This is a genomic window from Salinicola sp. JS01 (genome assembly GCF_030284585.1).
Taxonomy (GTDB): domain Bacteria; phylum Pseudomonadota; class Gammaproteobacteria; order Pseudomonadales; family Halomonadaceae; genus Salinicola.
This window is the reverse complement of sequence record NZ_CP127244.1, coordinates 3,618,441-3,637,505: the sequence shown is the minus strand read 5'-3', so window position 1 is coordinate 3,637,505 and position 19,065 is coordinate 3,618,441. Positions and strand designations below refer to the sequence as shown.

Sequence of the window (19,065 nt, the reverse complement as noted above, 5' to 3'; positions counted from 1 at the left end):
AGAGGCAGGCGTGAGGTCGCACAGAGCCAAGATCTGCGACGATTTCTAGGCCATGGCAAAAAGCGCCGGGCCGCGTCATGTCATGAGCGCGGCCAGCCGGGCGGCCAGTTCGTCGGCGTGGGCGGCATCGGTGACGTTGGTGAAGCTCAGCAGCAGGCCGGACTCTTTTGCCGAACTCAGGTACCAAGAGGACAGTGCATGTCCACCCAGCCCGGCGCTGACAGCCCGGTTCGCGAGGGCCACATCGTCGGCGTCGTCGGGAAGACGGGCCAGCAGGTGCATCCCGCCGGCCTGTAGATCGAGCTGAACCCGGTCGCCCAGATGATGCTCGAGCGCCTGACTAAGATGTTCACGGCGCACCTGATAGAGCGCCCGCATACGCTTGAGATGGCGGGCGAAATGGCCTTCTTCGATGAAATCCGTCACGACCGCCTGACTCAACGTCGGTGCGCCATGCCCCAGCCCCTGCATCGTGCGCTGGAAGGTCGCGACCTGAGCACGGGGAACCACCAGGTAGGCCAGCTTGATGGCGGGAAACAGGACCTTGCTGAAGGTGCCGGTGTAGAGCACGCGCTCGTCACCATCGAGACTCTTCAGTGCCGGTTCGGGCTGGCCGCGATAGCGGTACTCACTATCGTAGTCATCCTCGATGATCCAGGCCTCCTCCCGCTTCGCCCATGCCAGCAATGCCCGCCGGCGGGCGAGCGGCATCGTCACCCCGGTGGGGCTCTGATGCGTGGGCGTGACGACGGCGAAGCGGGCCTGGGTGGTGCGTGAACATCCCTCTTCGACATTCAACCCATCGGCGTCGACGCTCACCGGGTTCAAGAGCATCCCCGCGCCCAGCAGTCGTTCCCGCGCCATCACATAGCCCGGCTCTTCGAACCAGCCACTGTCGCCGGGTGCCAGCAGGGCCCGGCAGATCAGCCCAAGCGTGTCCCGGTAGCTGTCGGTGATGAAGATCTGTTCGGGCTGGCAGGCGATACCGCGCGACACCCCGAGGTAGCTCACCAGGGCGCGCTTCAGCGCCGGGTGGCCCGTCGGCGGCGGGTAATTCAGTTCGGCGCTGGACTGGGCCCTGAGTCGGCGCTGGGTCAGACGCGCCCACAGCTTGTGGGGGAAGGCGTCCAGCGCCGGCAGCCCCAATTGGAAGGGTAGCGGCGGTTCTAGATCAGGCTCCGGCGCTTGATCGGCCATCGTATCCGGTGTCGGGGCCGGCCCCGTGAAGTCGGGCAGGTGGGGTGACACGATCGTGCCCGCCGGGCCTCGCGGCAACAGATACCCTTCGCTGACGAGCAGCTGATAGGCCAGCTCGACCGTACCGCGCGACAGGTTCAGCTCACTGGCGAGGCTGCGTACCGAAGGCACCCGTTTGCCGGGGGGCAGGCGCCCGTCTGTCATCGCCTCGCGCAGGCGCTGATAGAGCTGCCGATAGATCGGCACGCTCTGCGTACGGTCGAGCCGAAGTTGGGTATTGGACATGTCGATGTCCCAGAAGATCGAAGACGTCTTGGCGCTGCCAAGCGGATCTGCCCGATTCTAACCTGACTCCTCTTCACAAGGAGGATGTCCGATGACCAGCGTCCGACTATTACCGGTGACCACGGAGCAGGCGTGTCTGCGCTGCTTCGATGTCATGCGCGAGCTTCGCGCGCATCTCGATGCACCGCAGACCTTCGTCAGCCAGATCATGCGCCAAATGGCCATGGGATATCGGCTGCTGGCGGCGTGGGAGGGGAATCGGGTCGTCGGACTGGCGGGCTATCGCCTGACCGAGAACCTGCTGTATGGCCGCTTCGTCTATGTCGACGATCTCGTCGTCAGCGCAGCAGGGCGACGCCACGGTTTGGGGGCACGGCTGATGGCGGCCGTGCGCGAGGAGGCGAGAACCATGGCGTGTCGCCATCTGGTGCTGGATACCGGGCTGGGCATGTCGCTGGCACAGCGCTTCTACTTTCGACAAGGGCTGCTCTCCCGGGGCATGCACTTCTTGGAAGCCTTGGGCATCGAGGAGACGGCATCGTGACGATACCCACACTGCTCGTGACCACCAGCCCGCACCGCGACGAGGCCTTGGGGAACCGCCTGGCGCGTAAGATCTCGGCGCGAAAGGGAGGCGACCTGCTGGTGCGGGATCTCGCCGCCGAGCCGCTGGCGCCGTTGACGGTGGACTATGCCCAGGCGCTGACGCTGCGCGATCCCTTGCCTCGCGCGAACGCGACGCTTGAGTTATCCGAACGCCTGATCGAAGAGCTCGAATCCACCGACCGGCTGATCATCGCGACCCCCATGCATAATTTCGGCATGCCCGCGGCGCTGAAGCTCTGGGTCGATTACGTGCTGCGCATTCATCGAACCTTCGCTCCGACCCCGCAGGGCAAGGTGGGCCTGCTGGCGGACCGGCCGACGCTGGTCATCGTCAGCTCCGGTGGCTTTCACCGCGCCGGAGAATCGAAACAGCCCAATTTCCTCACCCCGCATCTCGAAGCCGTGCTGAATACGCTGGGCATTCGCGCGCCGGAATTCATGTATCTGGAAGGACTGGTCAGCCGACGCAGCGCGCCGGAGTCGATCATCGCAGAGGCGGCCGCTACGTTAGGCGACGCCTGGTACTGACGGCGGTCGACCCCCCTCGAACAGCCGATCATCACGTCGACGGGCAGATCCCCGGCGCATTCGGCATCAAGGACCGCACTGCCACTCGCCTTCCAGCTTGCGCTGGGCGCCGTCGGCGCGGTCGTAGGTCAGCGTCGCCGGCCGAGCGGGCGACTCGCCGCCACCGCTGGGCTCGCCGGTCACCTCGATGTGAAGGGTCTTGCCCTTGCCCTCGAAAGTCGGGTTGCCGGTCATGCCGTCGAACCCGCCTGGCGCCGAGACCCGCTCCACGTAGCCGGAGACCTTGACCACCCCTTGCGCCGCCGAAGACGAGTCGACATTCCCCTTCGCGACCAACAGAGGCGAGGCTTGCGCGGTCGAGAACTGGCAACCCAGCTCACCCGAGAGGTTGGCCTTGTCGATATCCGACGCTGTCAGGGCGTCCAGGGTGATCGTCGAACCGTCCCCGCCCTGGGTTTCTCCACCAGTGCCCGGCGCCAGCTGGTCGGTGGTCTGATCTTGGCGTGTTGGTTCCTGGGCGGTGGGCTGTTCCGCCGATGACGCCTGGTCGCTAGCGGCGTCGTCCGGGTCCGAAGACGAATCCGAGCAACCGGCCAGCATTAGTGTCAGCAGGCTGGCAGCGACGACACCGACCCGATATCTCTTTCCCTGGGTGAACTCCATGTTTCCTCCTGGAACGTTGTCTCCTGGAACTATCGATGAGACTCACGATGATGACGCCTGAACTCTAGCGCGAGTGGTTCATCGATGGGTAATGACGCTCCGCAGCAGTCTTGATGGCGATCACGTGATGTGCCCCCTTTGCGCGGCGCCGACCTCGGACCGGATCTGCGGCAAACCAAAGCCGGCCAGGCGCTTGACGAACGGTTACGCAGTCCCAGTGTTGCTCGTCATGCCTTTGCGCGCATGATAGCGGCAGCCGGCGTGCGGGCGGTTGCCCGTCGCCGATGCGGAACTCGATTCAAGGAGAACAGCATGAAAGCATGGTGGCTGGCGGTGACGCTGGCACTGGGGACGCAGGCGGCCATGGCCCAGGAGACGGGCGAGGCCGAGACCCGCCGGGTAGTCGACCCGCTGATCGAGTCGCTGATGCAGCAGGAGCGGATCGCCGGCATGGCGGTCGCCATCGTGCGCCGCGACGGGGTCCAGGTGCTCGACTACGGCGTCGCCGACCGGGAAAAACGCCAGCCGGTGGATGCCGATACCCTGTTCGAGATCGGCTCGCTGAGCAAGCCCTTCACCGCCACGCTGGCCACTCTCGCTGCGGTGCGCGGCAAGCTCGATCTGGATGCGCCGGTGAGCCAGTACCTGCCGGTGCTCGAGGGCAGCGTCTTCGACGACGTCGATGCGATCAATCTGGGTACCCACACCGCCGGCGGCTTGCCGCTGTTCGTGCCCGAGACGGTCAACGACCAGGATGCGCTGATGGCCTGGTATCGCCAGTTTCAGCCGAGCGCACCGGTGGGGGAGAGCCGACTCTACTCCAACCTGAGCATCGGGCTGCTGGGGTTGGAAGCAGCCGCCAGCCTGGGCAGCGACTTCGTGCCGGCGGTGCGCGAGCAACTGCTCGCACCGCTGGGACTCGACCACACCTGGTACGACGTGCCCACCACCGAGCAGGGGCATTACGCCATGGGCGAGAACAAGTCGGGCGAACCCACGCGGGTCTCGCCCGGGGTGCTCGAGGACGAAGCCTACGGTATCAAGACCACCGCCACCGATCTGGCGCGGCTGGTCCAGGCCAATCTGGGGCTGCTCACGCTCGACGATGAGCTGCAGCGGGCCATCGATGCCACCCACCGCCCCTACTACCAGGTCGGCGACATGACCCAGGATCTGATCTGGGAGCAGTATCCCCGCCCGGTCAGCCTCGACACCCTGGTAGCGGGCAACGGCTACGGCATGATTCTCGAGCCGCAGACGGTCAAGCCGATCGCCCCGCCGAGTGATGCCGCCGCGCGGCCGGCCCAGGTATGGATCAACAAGACCGGCTCGACCAATGGCTTCGGCGGCTATGTGGTGATGCTGCCCGACCGGCAGGTGGGGCTGGTGATGCTGGCCAATCGCAACTACCCCAACGCGGCGCGGGTGGAGACAGCCTACCGCATTCTCTCGGGCCTGGGGGCGATCGAGCCGGACGCTGCGACCCCCTTAGGGGAATGACAGGCGTCTTGATCGGCCAGAAACGCCAAGCGCCCGCCGGATTCCGGCGGGCGCTTGGCAAGGGCGACGAGAAGTGCGTCCTGGTGCTGAGTGCTGACGTCTAGTGCTGGCGTTCAGTGCTGACGCGGCGAGGGGGCGTCGATAGCCGCCTGCCCCAGATCGGGCTCGTCGAGTTCGAGCAGCTCCCGCGACATCGCACGGACCTCGCTCAGCAGCTTCGGATTGGACGCCAGCACCTGTCCGTAGGAGGGCACCAGCTCGCGCAGCTTAGCCTGCCACGCCTCGCTCTTGACCTGCTCGGGGAACACCTCCTCGATCAGGCGCAGCATGATCGACGGCGCCGTCGACGCCCCCGGGGAGGCACCCAGCAGGGCGGCGATGGTGCCTTCGGCGCCGCTCACCAGCTCGGTACCGAACTGCAGCGTGCCGCCCTTGCCCTCGACGTCCTTGATCGTCTGCACCCGCTGACCGGCGGTCCACAGCTTCCAGTCCGCGCGCTTGGCCTCGGGGTAGTAGCCCTTGAGCTCCTCGAACTGGTCCTCCTCGGACATGCGCAGCTGGCTGATCAGGTAACGCACCAGATCCAGGTTATCCAGCCCGACCTTGGTCATCGGCCACAGGTTGCTGGGGGTGATCGAGCGCATCAGATCGGTCCACGAGCCGTTCTTGAGGAACTTGCTCGAGAAGGTGGCGAAGGGGCCGAACATGATCGCCGGGGTGCCATCGAGAATACGCTTGTCGATGTGCGGCACCGACATCGGCGGCGAGCCGGCCGGCGCCAGGCCGTAGACCTTGGCGTCGTGCTTGGCGACCACTTCCTGGTTGGTGGTGTAGAGGAACTGCCCGCCCACCGGGAAGCCGCCGTACTGCTTGGCCTCGGGGATACCCGATTTCTGCAGCAGCGGCAGCGCCGCGCCGCCGGCGCCGATGAACACGAAGCGCGCGTTGACGCTGCGCTCGTTGCCGCCGTCGCTGGTGTTGGCGACCGTGACCTTCCAACTGCCGTCGGCGTTGCGCTTGAGATCGCGCACCTGGGTGTTGAGCGACAGCTCGAAATTGTCGCGCTTGGCCAGCGAGTCCATCATCTGGCGGGTGAGCTCGCCATAGTTGACCTCGGTGCCGATCGGCATGCGCGTGGCCGCCACCGGGTCATCGCCTTCGCGCCCGCTCATCACCAGCGGGATCCACTCGGCGATCTTGGCCGGGTCCTCGGCATACTCCATGCCGGCGTAGAGCGGGTTGCGGTGCATCGCCTCGAAGCGCGCATTCAGGAAGGAGACGCGATCCTGGCCCCAGACGAAGCTCAGGTGCGGCACGGTATTGATGAACGAGCGCGGTTCGGAGAGCACGCCGTCGCGCACCTGGCTGGCCCAGTACTGACGCGAGACCTCGAACTGCTCGGTGATGCCGATGGCGCGCTGAATGTCGACACTGCCGTCGGGCTGGGGCGAGGTGTAGTTCATCTCGGCGAAGGCCGAGTGACCGGTGCCGGCGTTGTTCCAGACGTTGGAACTCTCTTCGGCGGCGCGATCCAGCCGCTCGAACAGCTGGATCGACCAGTCGGGTTGCAGCGACTGCAGCAAGGTTCCCAGGGTAGCACTCATGGTGCCGCCCCCGATGAGAACCACGTCGACGTTGGGGGTATCGCCGGATGCCGCTCCTGCCTGGGTGGTCGGCAGGGAACAGAGCGTGATGCCGTGACGCAATTTCATGAAGGTTCTCTGTCTGATGGATACGGACAGGCGCGAACGCGAATGCGTGACTAGTTTAATGAGCTAGCCCACTCAGTGCCATGATAGATGTCGACAAAGGCGAGAAATCATCGCCATCCGCGGCATTAGCCGGTGGGGCCGGCCGCAATGGACTTGACGTCTGATGTTTTGTTTAGCATGCTAACTAGAGGCTGCGGCGAAACGCCGCAGCCACCTTACCGCCAGTGACAAGAGTCAAGGAGTGGTCATGAACGTATTCAATCGTCTCTTTTCGATGCTGGCCGCTGTCATCGTCTCGGCGCTGCTGCCGTTCTCGATGAGTGCCGAGAGCGAAAGCAGCCCGCATCACAATCTCTACGGCAGCAGCAACCTCAGCGCTTCAGTCAGCGACGACCGGCGCCAGGACGACCTCGTCTGATAGCGCACGGTGCTCCCGCCCCGGCGCTGGAATGAGCGACCTGGGCGGCTAAAGTCGCCTGGCGTAGAAGGGGGCGACGGGGGACCATCGCTGTTTCCGCGTCATCTTGGGAGTCCGCCATGCCGCTATACGCCTATCGCGAACACCGCCCCCAGCTCCCCGCCAGCGGGCGCTACTGGATCGCCCCCGGGGCGCATGTGATTGGTCGCGTCGAGCTGGGTGACGATGTGGGCATCTGGTTCAACGCGGTGCTCCGCGGTGACAACGAGCGCATCGTCGTCGGGGCCGGCAGCAATATCCAGGAAGGCTGCATGCTGCACACCGACCCTGGCTTCGTGCTGCGCGTCGGCGCCGGCTGCACGGTGGGTCACCACGCCATCCTCCACGGCTGCGAACTGGGCGACCATACCCTGATCGGCATGGGTGCCACGGTGCTCAATGGCGCCAGAATCGGCAAGCACTGTTTGGTCGGTGCGGGTGCCCTGGTCACCGAGGGCAAGCAGTTCCCCGATGGCTCGCTGATCGTCGGCTCGCCGGCCAAGGCGATACGTACCCTGGACGCCGAGGCCCGCGCTGCGCTGGAAGCGTCCGCCGAGCACTACGTCAAGCGCTGGCAGGCGTTCGCCGACGACCTCCAGCTTCTCGACGAGGAGTGAGGCCATGCTGCCCATCGATTACGCGCCCCAGGCCCCCGAACTCGACGCGCTGCGCGAGATGCGCGGCCCGGCGGTGATCGAGTTCGGCGTCTCCTGGTGCCCTTGGTGCCAGGCGGCGCAGCCACTGATCGCCGAAGCCTTCGCCGGCTTCGAGGCGCCCTATTTCAAGCTCGAGGATGGCAAGGGCCGCCCGCTGGGGCGCGCCTTCGGGGTCAAGCTGTGGCCCACCCTAATCTTTCTTTACGACGGTGAAGAGATCGCGCGGCGGGTGCGGCCGGCCTCTGCCGAGAGGCTGCAGGAAGCGTTGGCGCAGCTCGCCGATATCTGAGTCCCGCGGCGGATCGCTGCCGTGATGCCTGCCACCGCGCTACTGGCTACCCGCGCTCTCCGTGCTTCGATTTCCCGCCCGTCCTCACGCCTCTATCGCCTGTCTTCTTCGCTTGGCTGAGGTCGGTTCTCTGCCCGGCGCGTTCAGTGCCGAGCCATCGCCATCAGAGCGTCGTCTCCAGCGCGTGCAGCTCGCGCTCCAGGGCAAACACGTGGGCGTCGTCCCAGCCCAGCTCGCGCAGGGCCTGGGCGAGATTGAGCAGATAGTCGCGGTTGGGCCCGCTGGGGCCGTGTGAGGCAGCGATCTGACGCGCGATCTCCGCCTCCGATGCCGGACCCAGATAGGCGGCATTGTCGGCCCCGGCGAGGTAGACCACCCCCTCCGCCGTGGCCGGCGTGGCGCTGTCCATGAAGTCCATGCGGGTGACCACGCGCAGATAGCCGTTCTTCTCGCGAATATCCAGCGGCTCGAAGACCCGCGGGGCGATGCGGTAGGCCATGCCGTGGCAGACCGCGTCCGCCTGCTCGGTCAGGGTCAATACGCGTCCGGGGGCCTCGGGTGTTCCGCGGTGGTCGTGGGAACCCTGCCAGAAACGCCGGGTCCAGCCGCGGATCGCGGCCGGGCGGCGCTCCAGATAGTCGAAGTCCGCTTTCCAGATCAGCGAGCCGTAGCCGAACAGCCAGACCGAGTCGTGGCCGTCGAAGTGGGTCATCTGGCGGTTGTGCGCGGTAGTATCGAAGGACATGGCGCCGTCTCGTTGGGTGAATGGGAAGTGGTCTCGCCGTCACAGCTAGGGGCATCGCCGTCATAGCGGCAGGCTCGATATACATATCGGAAATCGAGATTGTCGCGCTGCACGAGACCTCCGTTATATTGATCGCGTTTCTTATACCATTTCAAGTATAAGCGTGTGGCCGGAGCGGCTCCGCCACGGCTTGCACGCAGCGACTTTCCGGGAGAGCGGCATGCAGCGTCTGATCATCTTCGGTATCGCCGGTTTCATCGCCCAGCTGGTGGATGGGGCGATCGGCATGGGGTACGGGCTGACCTCGTCATCGATGCTGCTGGCGCTCGGGGTCACCCCGGCGATCGCCTCGGCCTCGATCCACATGGCCGAGGTGGCGACCACGGCAGCATCGGGGACCGCCCACTGGCGCTTCGGCAACGTCGACCGCCGTCTGGTCAAGACCATGATGCTGCCGGGTGGTGTCGGTGCCTTCGTCGGCGCCTGCTTTCTCAGCAACGTGCCCGGCGATGCGATCAAGCCGGTGATCTCGCTCGGGCTGCTGCTGCTGGGGCTCTATATCATCGCCCGCTATCTGTTTGACCTGACGTCGCGGCAGCCGAGTCGTGACGTTTCCCGCGCCAAGCTGATCCCGCTGTCGCTGGTCGCCGGCTTCTTCGACAGCGTCGGTGGCGGCGGCTGGGGGCCGATTTCGACCCCGGTGCTGCTGGCCCACCGCGGCATCGAGGCGCGCAAGGTGGTGGGCTCGGTGGATACCAGTGAGTTCTTCGTCACCGTGGCCGGCACGCTCGGCTTCGTGCTGGCGCTGGGGCTCGACGACATCAACTGGCAGTGGGTGGCGGTGTTCGCGCTGAGCGGTCTCGCTGCGGCGCCGCTGGCGGCGTGGATCGTGCGCCTGCTGCCGGCGCGGCTGCTGGCGGTGATCGTCGGCGGCGCCATCGTGGTGGTCAACGCACGCACGCTGCTCGGCGCGCTGGGCGTACACGGCGAACCCGCCACCCTGACGCTGGCCCTGCTGGTACTGGGCTGGGGCGCGCTGGTGGCGATGGCGGTGCGGCGTCATCGGGCCAGCGTGGCGGCGCTCTCCTGACAGTCAGCGCTGGTGAGCCTGCGCCTGACAGGCTGCTTCAGGACGATGATCGTCCCGGCAGCACCAGATTGAGCACGATCGAGACGATCGCCCCGGGAATCAGACCGGAGTCGATCAGCACGCCGATCTGCTCCGGCGCCGCGGCATACAACCCTTTCTGCGCCGGCAGCCCGATCGCCACCGCCAGCGAGACCCCGACGATCAGCATGTTGCGCTTGTCGAAGGTGGCGTGGGAGAGCATCTTGACCCCGGCGCTGGCGATCATGCCGAACATGATCACCACCGCGCCGCCGAGCACCGCGGCCGGAATGGCCGAGACCGTCGCGCCGAGCTTGGGCACCAGCCCGGCGACGATCAGAAAGGCGCCGCCGATCGCCACCACGAAGCGGCTGGCGATGCCGGTGAAGGCCACCAGCCCCACGTTCTGGCTGAAGCTGATCTGCGGAAAGCCGCCGAACAGCGAGGCGAAGGTGCTGGCCAGGCCGTCTGCCATCACCCCGCCGGAGAGTTCACGCGGGGTGGCCTCGCGCTCGGCGCCGCCAATCGCGGTCCCCGAGATGTCGCCGATCGACTCGGCGCAGGTCACCACCGCCATCAGCGCGATCGCCAGCATCGCCGTAGGGTCGAAGGTGATCCCCATCTGCAGCGGGATCGGTAGCTGGAACCAGGCCGCCTCGCCTACCCCCGAAAAGTCGAGCAGGCCCAGCGGCGCCGCCGCCACGCAGCCGACCAGTATGCCAATCAGCACCGCCGCCTCGGACAGAAAGCCGCGCCCGAACTGATGGAAAGCGACGGTGACCACGAACACCAGCGCTGCCAACAGCAGATGGTGGGGGGCACCGAAGTCCGCCGCCCCGAAGCCCCCGCCGACGTAGGAGAAGCCCACCGGCAGCAGCAGCAGGCCGATCAGCAGCACGAAGGTGCCCGACACCACCGGTGGAAAGAACACGCTCAGGCGGCGATAGAACAGCCCCACCGTGGCCATCGCCAGCCCGCCCACCAGCGCGCCGCCGAACACCGCGGGTAGCCCCTGGGTGGTGGCGATGGGGATCATCACCGGCACGAAGCCGAAGCTGGTGCCCATGACGATCGGCAGGCGCGCGCCCACCGGCCCCAGCCCCAGCGTCTGCACCAGGGTGGCGACCCCGGCGACGAACATCGCCATCTGCACCAGGAACACCGTGTCCGCCCCCGAGAGCCCGGCGGCGCCCGCGATCACCAGCGGCACGGTGGCGTTGGCGACGAACATGGCGAGTACGTGCTGGATACCCAGCGGGATCGCCTTGCGCAGCGGTGGCAGGTAGTCGACATCGCGCAGACGCTCGGCGCCGCGTGTCTGCGGATGGGAGGCGGTAGGGGAGCTGGGCGCGGGGGCGGCACTGTCCTGGGTCATCGTTGTCTCCGACGGCATTGTTGTTGGTGCTGACCTGATGGGGGCGGCAGCGCGCGATCGCGATGCCCGGCTCCAATCTAGCGGTTTTGCCGGTCGATGTAGACTTTCGATTTAGACCTTCGGTTTAGAGCGCCTTTCACAGCCGCTAGGCGACGTGGGCTTCTCCGGCGGCAGGGCGTCGCGAGGGCGCTGTGAACCCCTCCCTGGGCGCTACCTTTGCCATCCATGGCAAAGGACCCTCGCTTGGCCCTGCCCCCGGCCGGCGCCCATCGTCAGAGAATTTGGAAGTGAGCTCTTAGGCTCTCGGTTTAGGCTTTTGCGCTGACAATCCGGCCATCCCGGCGTTGATCGGTGGCCGGTACGGCGAATCGCGCGGTCGAGGCGACTCACGCCGGCAGACTCGCGGCGAGGATCGAGTCGTTCGGGGAGACGAGTAGCGGGACGAGAGAAGGCCGGGTATTGCCCGGTAGCCGGCCCTCAGGCCGGCGGTGACTCGGACGACGCGGGCCACCAGCGCGCCAGCACCGCTGCCGCCTGGCGTTCGACCTCTTCGTCGATATAGATCGAGACCGCGACCAGCGCCGCCGCCAGCACGCTGGCGTCGTCGGTGAAGCCGACGCCGGCGATGACATCGGGGATCGCGTCCAGCGGCGAGATGAAGTAGCCCAGCGCGCCGATGATGGTCGACTTGGCCCAGATCGGCACGTCGGGGCGCTTGAGCACGAAGTAGAGCTGCAGCGACTTGAGCGCCACGCCGCGCCCCGCGCGGCTGCCGAAGCGTGCCAGCTTGCGCCAGAAGCGCGCATCGCTGTAGACCTCGGCGTGCTCGATGACCACCGCCTCTGGGTCAGTCACGGGCGTTGGCGTGTCGTGGGGCTCCGGCGTGGCGGGTGCGGCTGCCGGCGGCGTACGGCTGAAGCGGGGCAGGCGGGGCATGGCTGGTTTCCTCGTCGCGGACGCTGAGAGGGTGACTACACAATGTCTGCGTTCGCCGAATTTGTAAACGCCCTCTGGGACCGGGGCTGTGATTCTAGCCAGGCGCCCCCGCCCGCGCCTAGCCCCACGCGGGCGGGCGTTGCCTCAACCCTTGACGCCGCCGGCGAAGTCCAGCGACAGCCGGATCGGGGTATCCAGCGGCAGCTTGACCACCGCCAGGGCGTGCTCGGTCATGCGCCGGATCAGTTGCTCGTAGGCTTCACCGCCTTCGTCCTTGATCGCCTTGACCTGATTCTCCGAGAGGTTGTCGCTGCCCAGCTGGTTCTTGGCGGCGTGGCGCAGCGTCTCGCCGGTTTCGCCGGCGGCGAGCTGATGGAATTCGTCGCGATCCATACCGTCGTTGTGCAGTGTGATTTCCATATCGCTCTCTCTTTTTAACTGATGCATGACTTCCGTGTGTGGCTTGCGTCGTCGTGTCGAGCGGCGTCGCGATGCCGCCCACGCTACACAACGTAGAAGCCGGGCGGGCAGGGCACAACTCGCGTGTCGCCGGTACTGCTCTCGCATCACGTGACGGTGCCTGTGGCGCCGGGCATCGAAAGGTCCGAAAATGTCCGCTATTCGGGCACCAACGCCCTGGTGGCCGGCGCGGGCGAGACCCTACTCTGAACGCTCTGGCCGCTTCGGCCCTATCCTGTTCGAGGAGTTCGTCATGCCCGCCACTGCCTTGCTGCTGATCGATGTTCAGGCGTCTTTCCCGGCCCGAGACTACTGGGACGAGGCGCTCGCCGAGCGCTGGCGGCCGCACCAGCGCCGCCTGCTCGACCTCGCCCGCGAAACCGGCGTGCCGCTGGTGCGTATCTTTCATCAGGCGCCGGGCAGCGCCACACCCTTCGACCCCGTGAGTGGCCTGATTCGTCCGCTCGCTGGCTTCGACGATGACGCCGACGTCACCTTCCACAAGACCGCCCACAACGCCTTCAGCGACACCGGGCTCGAGCGCTGGCTACGGCTCAACCGCATCGAGCGTCTGGCAATCAGCGGCATCCGCACCGAACAGTGCTGTGAAACCACGGCGCGGGTCGGGTCGGACCTGGGCTTCGCGATCGATTTCGTCAGCGCGGCGACGCTGACCTTCCCCATGTCCCGCGCCGGGCGCACCTGGAGCGCCTCGGAGATCCGCGCGCGCACCGAGCTGGTGCTCGAGGGGCGGTTTGCGCGGATCGTCGATATCGAGACGCTGGCCGCGGAGTGGCGCGGCGCACGCGAGGTCGCGTGAGTACGCCGGTAACGCGCGCGGATCTGCGGGTCGGGGTGCTGATGCTGCCCGGCCAGGTGCCGCTGGACCTGGCCGGGCCGCTGCAGGTGCTGCTCAGCGCCGTGCAGCTGGGGGCGCCGCTGGCGCTGCGCTTCTTCGGCCTGCAGGCGTCGCTGCCGTGGCTGGGGCCACTGACGCTGACGGGCATCGAGGCGCTGCCCGAGACGCCGCTGGCGCTCGATCTGCTGGTGGTGCCGGGGCAGTATCGGGCGCACATCGACAGCGCGCTGCAGCGTCACGCCGGCGACTGGCTGCAACGGCAGGCGCCCGCCTGTCGCACCCTGATGGCGGTCTGCTCCGGGGCGCTGCTGCTGGCCGCGACAGGGCTGCTCGATGGCCGCCGCTGCACCACGCATCACAGCCTGCTCGACGAGCTGCGCCGGCTGGCGCCGCTGGCCCGGGTGCGCGGCGACTGCATCTTCGTCGAGGATGGCCGCTATCTCACCAGTGCCGGGATCTCCACCGGCATCGATACCATGCTGCACTGGCTGGCGCGGACCCAGGGACAGCGCCTGGCCCAGCAGGTCGCGCGGGAACTGGTGATCTACTGGCGACGTAGCGGTCAGGAGCCACAGCTCGGTATCTGGCTGGAAGGGCGCAATCACGTCGAGACGCGCATTCATCGACTGCAGGACGCGCTCGCCGCCGATCTCGCCCGGCCCTGGTCGCTCGCGGAGATGGCGCGTGTCGCTACCCTCGGCGAGCGCCAGCTGCGGCGACGCTTCGCCGCCCTGACCGGGATGTCGCTGGGCGATTACCTGGCGCGCCTGCGCCTGCAGCAGGCGCGCCAGTTGATGAGTGAAACCGACTGGAGCCTGGCGTGTATCGCCGAACGCAGCGGATTCGGCGATGATCGACAGCTGCGGCGGATATGGCAGCGCTTCGAGCAAGGCTCGCCCGCGGCCTGGCGCCGAGCACAGCGCCAGACCGCCGGTCTTGCGCGCGGCATCGACGCCGGCCAGCGCCAGGAATAACGTGGGCGCTGGCCGGCGTCGACGGCTCCTGAACGCGTCGCTGTGCCTTTATCGCCCACCCCGCTAGAGGAGCCCTCGATGCTCGCTGATACCCCCGAACCGCCGTACTACGCGGTCATCTTCACCTCGCTGATGGGCGACGACAGCTCAGGTTACGCCGCCATGGCGGATAAGATGCTGACGCTGGCTCGGGCCCGGCCCGGTTTCCTGGGCGTCGAATCGGCGCGGGAGGGCATCGGCATCACCGTCTCCTACTGGTCCGATCTCGACGCGATCCGTGCCTGGAAGCGTGACATCGACCACCGCGAGGCCCAGCGCCTGGGGCGGGAGCGCTGGTACGCGGCCTATCGCACGCGTATCGCCCGGGTCGAGCGTGACTATTCTTTCGAAGATCAGGGGGATTAAAGAGCAAGGGGGTTGACGAGCGGGTGGTGAAAAGCAGGGGGTGAAAGCAGGGGAGAAGCAGAAACGAGCCGAAAGTGGGCGAGGCGACTGAGCGCCGTGGATCGATTCTCGGAGTTTTGATCAAGCATCGTGGATTTTCGTCGATAGTGGGGGCTCGCCTAATACTTTAGTCTTGCCGGCATGCTCGGGCGCTGGCGCGCTTCTCGCCACGCTCTTCAGTCCCCTTGTCGAAGGATGCCGTCATGTCGACTCCCTTGCCCTCCGCCCAGCCGGCGCCATCCTCGCGCTGGTTCGCGGTACTCGCCCTGACCCTGGGCGTGTTCAGCCTGGTGATGGCCGAGTTTCTGCCCGCTAGCCTGCTCACCCCGATGGCCGGCTCGCTGGCGATCAGCGAAGGCCAGGCCGGCCAGGCCGTCACCGCTACGGCCGTGGTGGCGCTGCTCTCGGGCCTGCTGGTGACCGCGGTGACCCAGCGTCTCGATCGTCGCCACGTGCTGCTGGCGTTCTCGCTGCTGATGATCGCCGCCAACCTGATCGTGGCCTTTGCCCCCAGCCTTGCCTGGCTGCTGCTCGGGCGGGTGCTGCTGGGCATCGCCCTGGGCGGATTCTGGGCGCTCTCCACCGCCACCGTGATGCGGCTGGTCGCCGAGGCGGACGTGCCGCGGGCGCTCTCGATTCTCTTCACCGGCGTGCCGATCGCCACCATCGCTGCGGCCGCCCTGGGCAGCTATCTCGGCGATCTGTTCGGCTGGCGGGCGGTGTTTCTGCTGGCGACGGCGCTGTCGGTGGCCACGCTGGGCGTGCAGGCGCTCACCCTGCCGAGCATGGCGCCACAGCGGCCGACGCCGCTGGGCACCCTGGTCAGCGTGCTCAAGCGTCCCGGCATGGCGCTGGGCATTGCTGCCGTGGTGCTGGTGTTCTGCGGCCACTTCGCGTTCTTCACCTATGTGCGCCCGTTTCTCGAAACGGTCGCTGGCATGGGCATCAATGCGCTCTCCTCGACGCTGATGGCGTTCGGAGTGGCCAACTTCGTCGGCACCCTGTGCGCCGGCTGGCTGCTCCAGCGCAGTCTGCGCCTGACGCTGGTGCTGATGCCGCTGGCGATGGGCGTGATGGGCTGGCTGTTGGCCTCGCTGGGCGGTCTGATCATGGGCGTGGACGCGCTCATGGTGGCGCTGTGGGGCTTCGCCTTCGGCGCGGTGCCGGTGGCCTGGTCGACCTGGATCACGCGGGTGGTGCCGGACGAAGCCGAGAGTGGCGGCGGCCTGATCGTGGCCTCGATCCAGCTGGCGATCGCCCTGGGGGCGGCCGTCGGTGGGGTGATGTTCGACCTCAGCGGCGTGCTTGGCGTATGCGCCACCGCCGGCACGCTACTGCTGGCCGGCGCGGCGCTGGTGCTGGCGGGGGTGAAGACGCGGCCGGTGGCCGCTGCCGCGGAGTGCGGCGCACAGGGCTCGGCCTGCGGCTAAGCTTGGCGCTGCGGTATCTCGGTATAGCCGGGAACAGTTCGAGATGTCCCGGCACTTCCGGATTCTGTGAAGTGCTGGGTTCAAGGCTTCTCACCCGTGTCATACAGTCTGTCTACTGTTCCTGGGTCACCCAACCAAGTGTGGCAAGCTCGCGAATGCCGGTGCGGGAGGGAGCATCCGTTGGCTCCGAAGCTTGGCAACGGTCACCAAAGTGCGGCACGTTTTCTTGATGCCGGGCCAATCGCTCAAGCAATAGCGGCCGCAGCACCGTCGCCTCCAGCCCCTAGCGCTTACCGCTAAGCCGTTCGCAATATGTGCTTGGCTTGTAGTATGGGTTTATGCACTGACGCACGGTTACGTAGAGCTTTTTTATGAGGTGACAGCCAAGCGCGACGATCGCGATGTCGGTGAGCGCTGCCAGTAGCAGGAGCAGCGGATTCGTTTCCAGCAATCGTTCTTTGGGAAAGGCATATAAAAAGCCCAAAAACCCGATGGCTAGACAAAAAACGGTCACCCCGAATATGCTCAGGCACTCCCGAATGAAGTAGTGCCGCCCATGCCGAGTGAGTGCAGTATCAATATCGATGTAGTCCTCGAGATACACTACGATCGCTTCTCCTTTTGTAACGCTGCTTTCACTGTCCGATGTCTGCTTCGAGCTCGTTTCGATAAAAACGACGTCCAACTCGGTTTCCCGATCTCCGTTTTGCTCATTGGCGACGAAGGTGACCAGTGATGTTGCGGGTGGCAGTCGAAGCTTGATATCTCCGATGAAGAACTCTTCCCCTTTGGCGTTGCCCACGTGATGGGTGGCGTAAGTAACGGGACCTTTGAGCGAACACACCTTGTCGTCGAGTACGGCCTTTTTCTTATGCCCCCGCCTACCGATCCCCCGGCCGACGTAAAAACAAAGACCCACGAGCGGTATGCCTAATAGCAGCACCGTTAAGATGCTCGCGCGCGACACTCCGAACAGTAGCACCGGCATCAGCATCCCGGCCATGGTGAGGAAAACGGCGCCGATCAGGACATAGGCGTGAAGCTCGATGCGTTTGAGCACCAATACCTGCTTCGTATAAGTCAGCTCATTAGCCGTGATCTCTCGTTCGCTCTGAACGTTGACCCCACCGTCCATAGGGAATCCTTCTAATCATATGTGTCATGGGTTGGCGGGCTGAGTGTGTTAGGGGCCGGTATCGCGGTGCAGCGAATTATATCGTCCCAGCGGCAGACATGCTGTCGGTGGAGACGTTCTTGTGTCAGCGCTGCGCGCACGGCTCTGGCATATAGCGCCCGAGCGCGAGCCCGTCAGCCGGCGTCGGTGTCCGGCGCCGTGCGTGGCGCTCGCTTCTCGGCATACATGGCCTGATCGGCCCGGCGCAGCAACTCTTCGGCGCTGGTGCCATCCCGCTGAGAGACCGCGACACCGATGCTCACGCCCACCTGCAGACGCTGGCCCGAGACATCGAACGGCTGGCGCAGCGTTTGGCGCAGTGCCGCCGCCACGCGCTCGGCCTCGGCCGGCGCGCGTAGGTTCTCGAGCAGAACGGCGAACTCGTCCCCACCCAGACGCGCCACCAGGCTGGAGTCGCGCACGCCGTGGCGCAGGCGCTGGCCGGCGAGCTTGAGCAAGGTATCACCCAGCGCGTGGCCGTAGGTGTCGTTGATGTGCTTGAAGCCATCCAGGTCGAGATAGAGCACCGCCAGCCGCTTCGGCGGCGCGCCGAGGGGTGCCAGCGCAGCGCGCAGCCGTTCATGGAAGGCTTCACGGTTGGCCAGGCCGGTGAGCCCGTCGTAGCGGGCCATGTGCTCCAGGCGCTGGAACAGGCGCTTGCGCACGATCGCCTGCGCCACCTGGATCGAGACGAACTGCAGCAGGTCGCGGTCCGCTTCGTCGTAGGACTGTCTCTCGTCGTAGCTTTTCACCACCAGCGCGCCGATGGTGCGGTCGGCGCTCTTGAGCGGCACGCCCAGCCAGGAGTGCGCGCCATTCCCGTCCGGCGCTTCACTCGCTGTGCCGGGCGCCGGCGACTCGTTGCGGGCCGGTAGCAACAGCTCACGGCCGTGGCGGATGACCTGGCCACACAGGGTATCGGCGCTCATGGGCGGCGGCGTCCCCGGGGCGGCACGCTCATCGACATGGTAGAGATAGCTCAGCTCGTCGCGGTCGACGTCATGCAGCGCGACCGCGAAATTCTCCGCCGGCATGAGCGTGCTGATGATGGTGTGGATACGCGCCGCCAGGTCCGTCAGGTCGGCCGAGAGATGCGCCGCTTCCGAGATCGCATAGACTGCCGCCTGGCGCTGCTGGGCCTGCTTGAGCGCGGTCACGTCGCGGGCCACGCCGATGCGTACCCCGTCGGCTGGTGACCAGCGCGCCGTCCACATGATATGCGCGATCCCGCCATCCTTGCGGCGATAGCGGTTCTCGAAATGGGTCTCGATGCCGCCGCGCATCACCCGCTCGGCGGCGGCGCGAGTCCGCTCGCGATCCTCCTCGTGGACCAGATCGAGCATGCGCATGCCGACCATCTCCTCCGGCGCGTAGCCAAAGATCCGCTCACATGCTGCGCTCACCGACACGAAGCGCCCCTCCGCGCTGACGACGCAGATCGCGTCCAGCAGCAAATCGGCATAAACCATGCAGCCCCTCGCAAAATCTGGCACGCCCATGGCCCGAATGGCACCGGGCCCGCCCGCGACGTGACACCCGGCTCCCGGGTACGACCCACCTGCGATGCGCGCGAGCCGAACGGAAGCACAATTTCCCCTCGTCGGGGTAGGTAGGCAGTGTAGAGGAGTTGCCGGGGCCGCGGGGAGTCTTGCTTGTCGGCTGGCGACA

General features: G+C 66.4%; 20 protein-coding genes. 11 read left to right on the top strand and 9 right to left on the bottom strand.

What is annotated here, in order from left to right:
* Window positions 1-75: 75 nt before the first annotated feature.
* Window positions 76-1,482: a MocR-like pyridoxine biosynthesis transcription factor PdxR gene (gene pdxR / locus QO259_RS16475; RefSeq protein WP_285950782.1), complete on the bottom strand. Its 1,407-nt coding sequence runs from the start codon at window positions 1,480-1,482 to the stop codon at window positions 76-78.
* A gap of 91 nt (window positions 1,483-1,573) precedes the next feature.
* Here pdxR and QO259_RS16470 point away from each other — a divergent pair, with 91 nt between their 5' ends.
* Together QO259_RS16470 and QO259_RS16465 are read left to right on the top strand one after the other, a co-directional pair.
* Window positions 1,574-2,026, top strand: coding sequence for a GNAT family N-acetyltransferase (locus QO259_RS16470; protein ID WP_285950781.1), 453 nt, complete (start codon window positions 1,574-1,576; stop codon window positions 2,024-2,026).
* Window positions 2,023-2,616 carry an FMN-dependent NADH-azoreductase gene (locus QO259_RS16465; RefSeq protein ID WP_285950780.1) on the top strand — a complete coding sequence of 198 codons (594 nt, stop codon included), beginning with the start codon at window positions 2,023-2,025 and terminating at the stop codon, window positions 2,614-2,616. The genes QO259_RS16470 and QO259_RS16465 overlap by 4 nt, the downstream gene beginning before the upstream one ends.
* A 66-nt stretch (window positions 2,617-2,682) precedes the next feature.
* Here QO259_RS16465 and QO259_RS16460 read toward each other — a convergent pair whose 3' ends face one another.
* Window positions 2,683-3,279, bottom strand: a complete 597-nt coding sequence (locus QO259_RS16460) for a hypothetical protein (RefSeq protein WP_285950779.1) — start codon at window positions 3,277-3,279, stop codon at window positions 2,683-2,685.
* A 312-nt stretch (window positions 3,280-3,591) separates the two neighbouring features.
* Between QO259_RS16460 and ampC the strand changes: the two genes are divergently transcribed.
* Window positions 3,592-4,779, top strand: a complete 1,188-nt coding sequence (gene ampC, locus QO259_RS16455; RefSeq protein WP_285950778.1) for a class C beta-lactamase — start codon at window positions 3,592-3,594, stop codon at window positions 4,777-4,779.
* A 113-nt stretch (window positions 4,780-4,892) separates the two neighbouring features.
* Here the strand turns inward: ampC and mqo are convergent, their stop codons facing one another.
* On the bottom strand, window positions 4,893-6,491 hold the full coding sequence (gene mqo / locus QO259_RS16450; RefSeq protein WP_285950777.1) for a malate dehydrogenase (quinone): 1,599 nt from the start codon (window positions 6,489-6,491) through the stop codon (window positions 4,893-4,895).
* A gap of 247 nt (window positions 6,492-6,738) precedes the next feature.
* Here mqo and QO259_RS16445 point away from each other — a divergent pair, with 247 nt between their 5' ends.
* From QO259_RS16445 to QO259_RS16435, 3 genes are all read left to right on the top strand, one after another.
* On the top strand, window positions 6,739-6,909 hold the full coding sequence (locus QO259_RS16445; RefSeq protein WP_285950776.1) for a hypothetical protein: 171 nt from the start codon (window positions 6,739-6,741) through the stop codon (window positions 6,907-6,909).
* A 119-nt stretch (window positions 6,910-7,028) separates the two neighbouring features.
* The gene (locus QO259_RS16440; RefSeq protein ID WP_285950775.1) at window positions 7,029-7,565 is read left to right on the top strand and encodes a gamma carbonic anhydrase family protein; all 537 of its coding nucleotides are present in this window, start codon (window positions 7,029-7,031) and stop codon (window positions 7,563-7,565) included.
* A 4-nt stretch (window positions 7,566-7,569) separates the two neighbouring features.
* Complete coding sequence (locus tag QO259_RS16435; protein WP_285950774.1) at window positions 7,570-7,893, top strand: thioredoxin family protein; 324 nt, start codon at window positions 7,570-7,572, stop codon at window positions 7,891-7,893.
* A gap of 163 nt (window positions 7,894-8,056) precedes the next feature.
* Here QO259_RS16435 and QO259_RS16430 read toward each other — a convergent pair whose 3' ends face one another.
* Complete coding sequence (locus tag QO259_RS16430; RefSeq protein ID WP_285950773.1) at window positions 8,057-8,638, bottom strand: gamma-glutamylcyclotransferase; 582 nt, start codon at window positions 8,636-8,638, stop codon at window positions 8,057-8,059.
* Between the two features lie 220 nt (window positions 8,639-8,858).
* Between QO259_RS16430 and QO259_RS16425 the strand changes: the two genes are divergently transcribed.
* A complete protein-coding gene (locus tag QO259_RS16425) occupies window positions 8,859-9,728 on the top strand; it encodes a sulfite exporter TauE/SafE family protein (RefSeq protein ID WP_285950772.1) in 870 nt (289 codons plus the stop codon).
* Between the two features lie 37 nt (window positions 9,729-9,765).
* On the opposite strand, the gene QO259_RS16420 is transcribed toward QO259_RS16425, so the two are convergent.
* The 3 genes from QO259_RS16420 to QO259_RS16410 all read right to left on the bottom strand — a co-directional run bounded on the left by QO259_RS16420 (window position 9,766) and on the right by QO259_RS16410 (window position 12,477).
* Window positions 9,766-11,121: a uracil-xanthine permease family protein gene (locus tag QO259_RS16420; RefSeq protein WP_285950771.1), complete on the bottom strand. Its 1,356-nt coding sequence runs from the start codon at window positions 11,119-11,121 to the stop codon at window positions 9,766-9,768.
* A 477-nt stretch (window positions 11,122-11,598) separates the two neighbouring features.
* On the bottom strand, window positions 11,599-12,057 hold the full coding sequence (locus QO259_RS16415; protein WP_285950770.1) for a YkvA family protein: 459 nt from the start codon (window positions 12,055-12,057) through the stop codon (window positions 11,599-11,601).
* Window positions 12,058-12,201: 144 nt separating this feature from the next.
* Window positions 12,202-12,477: a hypothetical protein gene (locus QO259_RS16410; RefSeq protein WP_035475106.1), complete on the bottom strand. Its 276-nt coding sequence runs from the start codon at window positions 12,475-12,477 to the stop codon at window positions 12,202-12,204.
* Window positions 12,478-12,769: 292 nt separating this feature from the next.
* On the opposite strand from QO259_RS16410, the gene QO259_RS16405 reads away from it, so the two are divergent.
* From QO259_RS16405 to QO259_RS16390, 4 genes are all read left to right on the top strand, one after another.
* Entirely contained in the window at window positions 12,770-13,336 is a 567-nt protein-coding gene (locus QO259_RS16405; protein ID WP_285950769.1) for an isochorismatase family protein, read from the top strand.
* Window positions 13,333-14,349, top strand: a complete 1,017-nt coding sequence (locus tag QO259_RS16400) for a GlxA family transcriptional regulator (RefSeq protein WP_285950768.1) — start codon at window positions 13,333-13,335, stop codon at window positions 14,347-14,349. Before QO259_RS16405 ends, QO259_RS16400 begins: the two co-directional genes overlap by 4 nt.
* A 78-nt stretch (window positions 14,350-14,427) precedes the next feature.
* Window positions 14,428-14,754, top strand: a complete 327-nt coding sequence (locus tag QO259_RS16395) for an antibiotic biosynthesis monooxygenase family protein (protein ID WP_285950767.1) — start codon at window positions 14,428-14,430, stop codon at window positions 14,752-14,754.
* Window positions 14,755-14,996: 242 nt separating this feature from the next.
* Complete coding sequence (locus tag QO259_RS16390; RefSeq protein ID WP_285950766.1) at window positions 14,997-16,223, top strand: MFS transporter; 1,227 nt, start codon at window positions 14,997-14,999, stop codon at window positions 16,221-16,223.
* 283 nt (window positions 16,224-16,506) lie between these two features.
* Here the strand turns inward: QO259_RS16390 and QO259_RS16385 are convergent, their stop codons facing one another.
* Together QO259_RS16385 and QO259_RS16380 are read right to left on the bottom strand one after the other, a co-directional pair.
* The gene (locus tag QO259_RS16385; protein WP_285950765.1) at window positions 16,507-17,358 is read right to left on the bottom strand and encodes a hypothetical protein; all 852 of its coding nucleotides are present in this window, start codon (window positions 17,356-17,358) and stop codon (window positions 16,507-16,509) included.
* Between the two features lie 173 nt (window positions 17,359-17,531).
* Complete coding sequence (locus tag QO259_RS16380) at window positions 17,532-18,866, bottom strand: sensor domain-containing protein (RefSeq protein WP_285950764.1); 1,335 nt, start codon at window positions 18,864-18,866, stop codon at window positions 17,532-17,534.
* Between the last annotated feature and the right edge of the window lie 199 nt (window positions 18,867-19,065).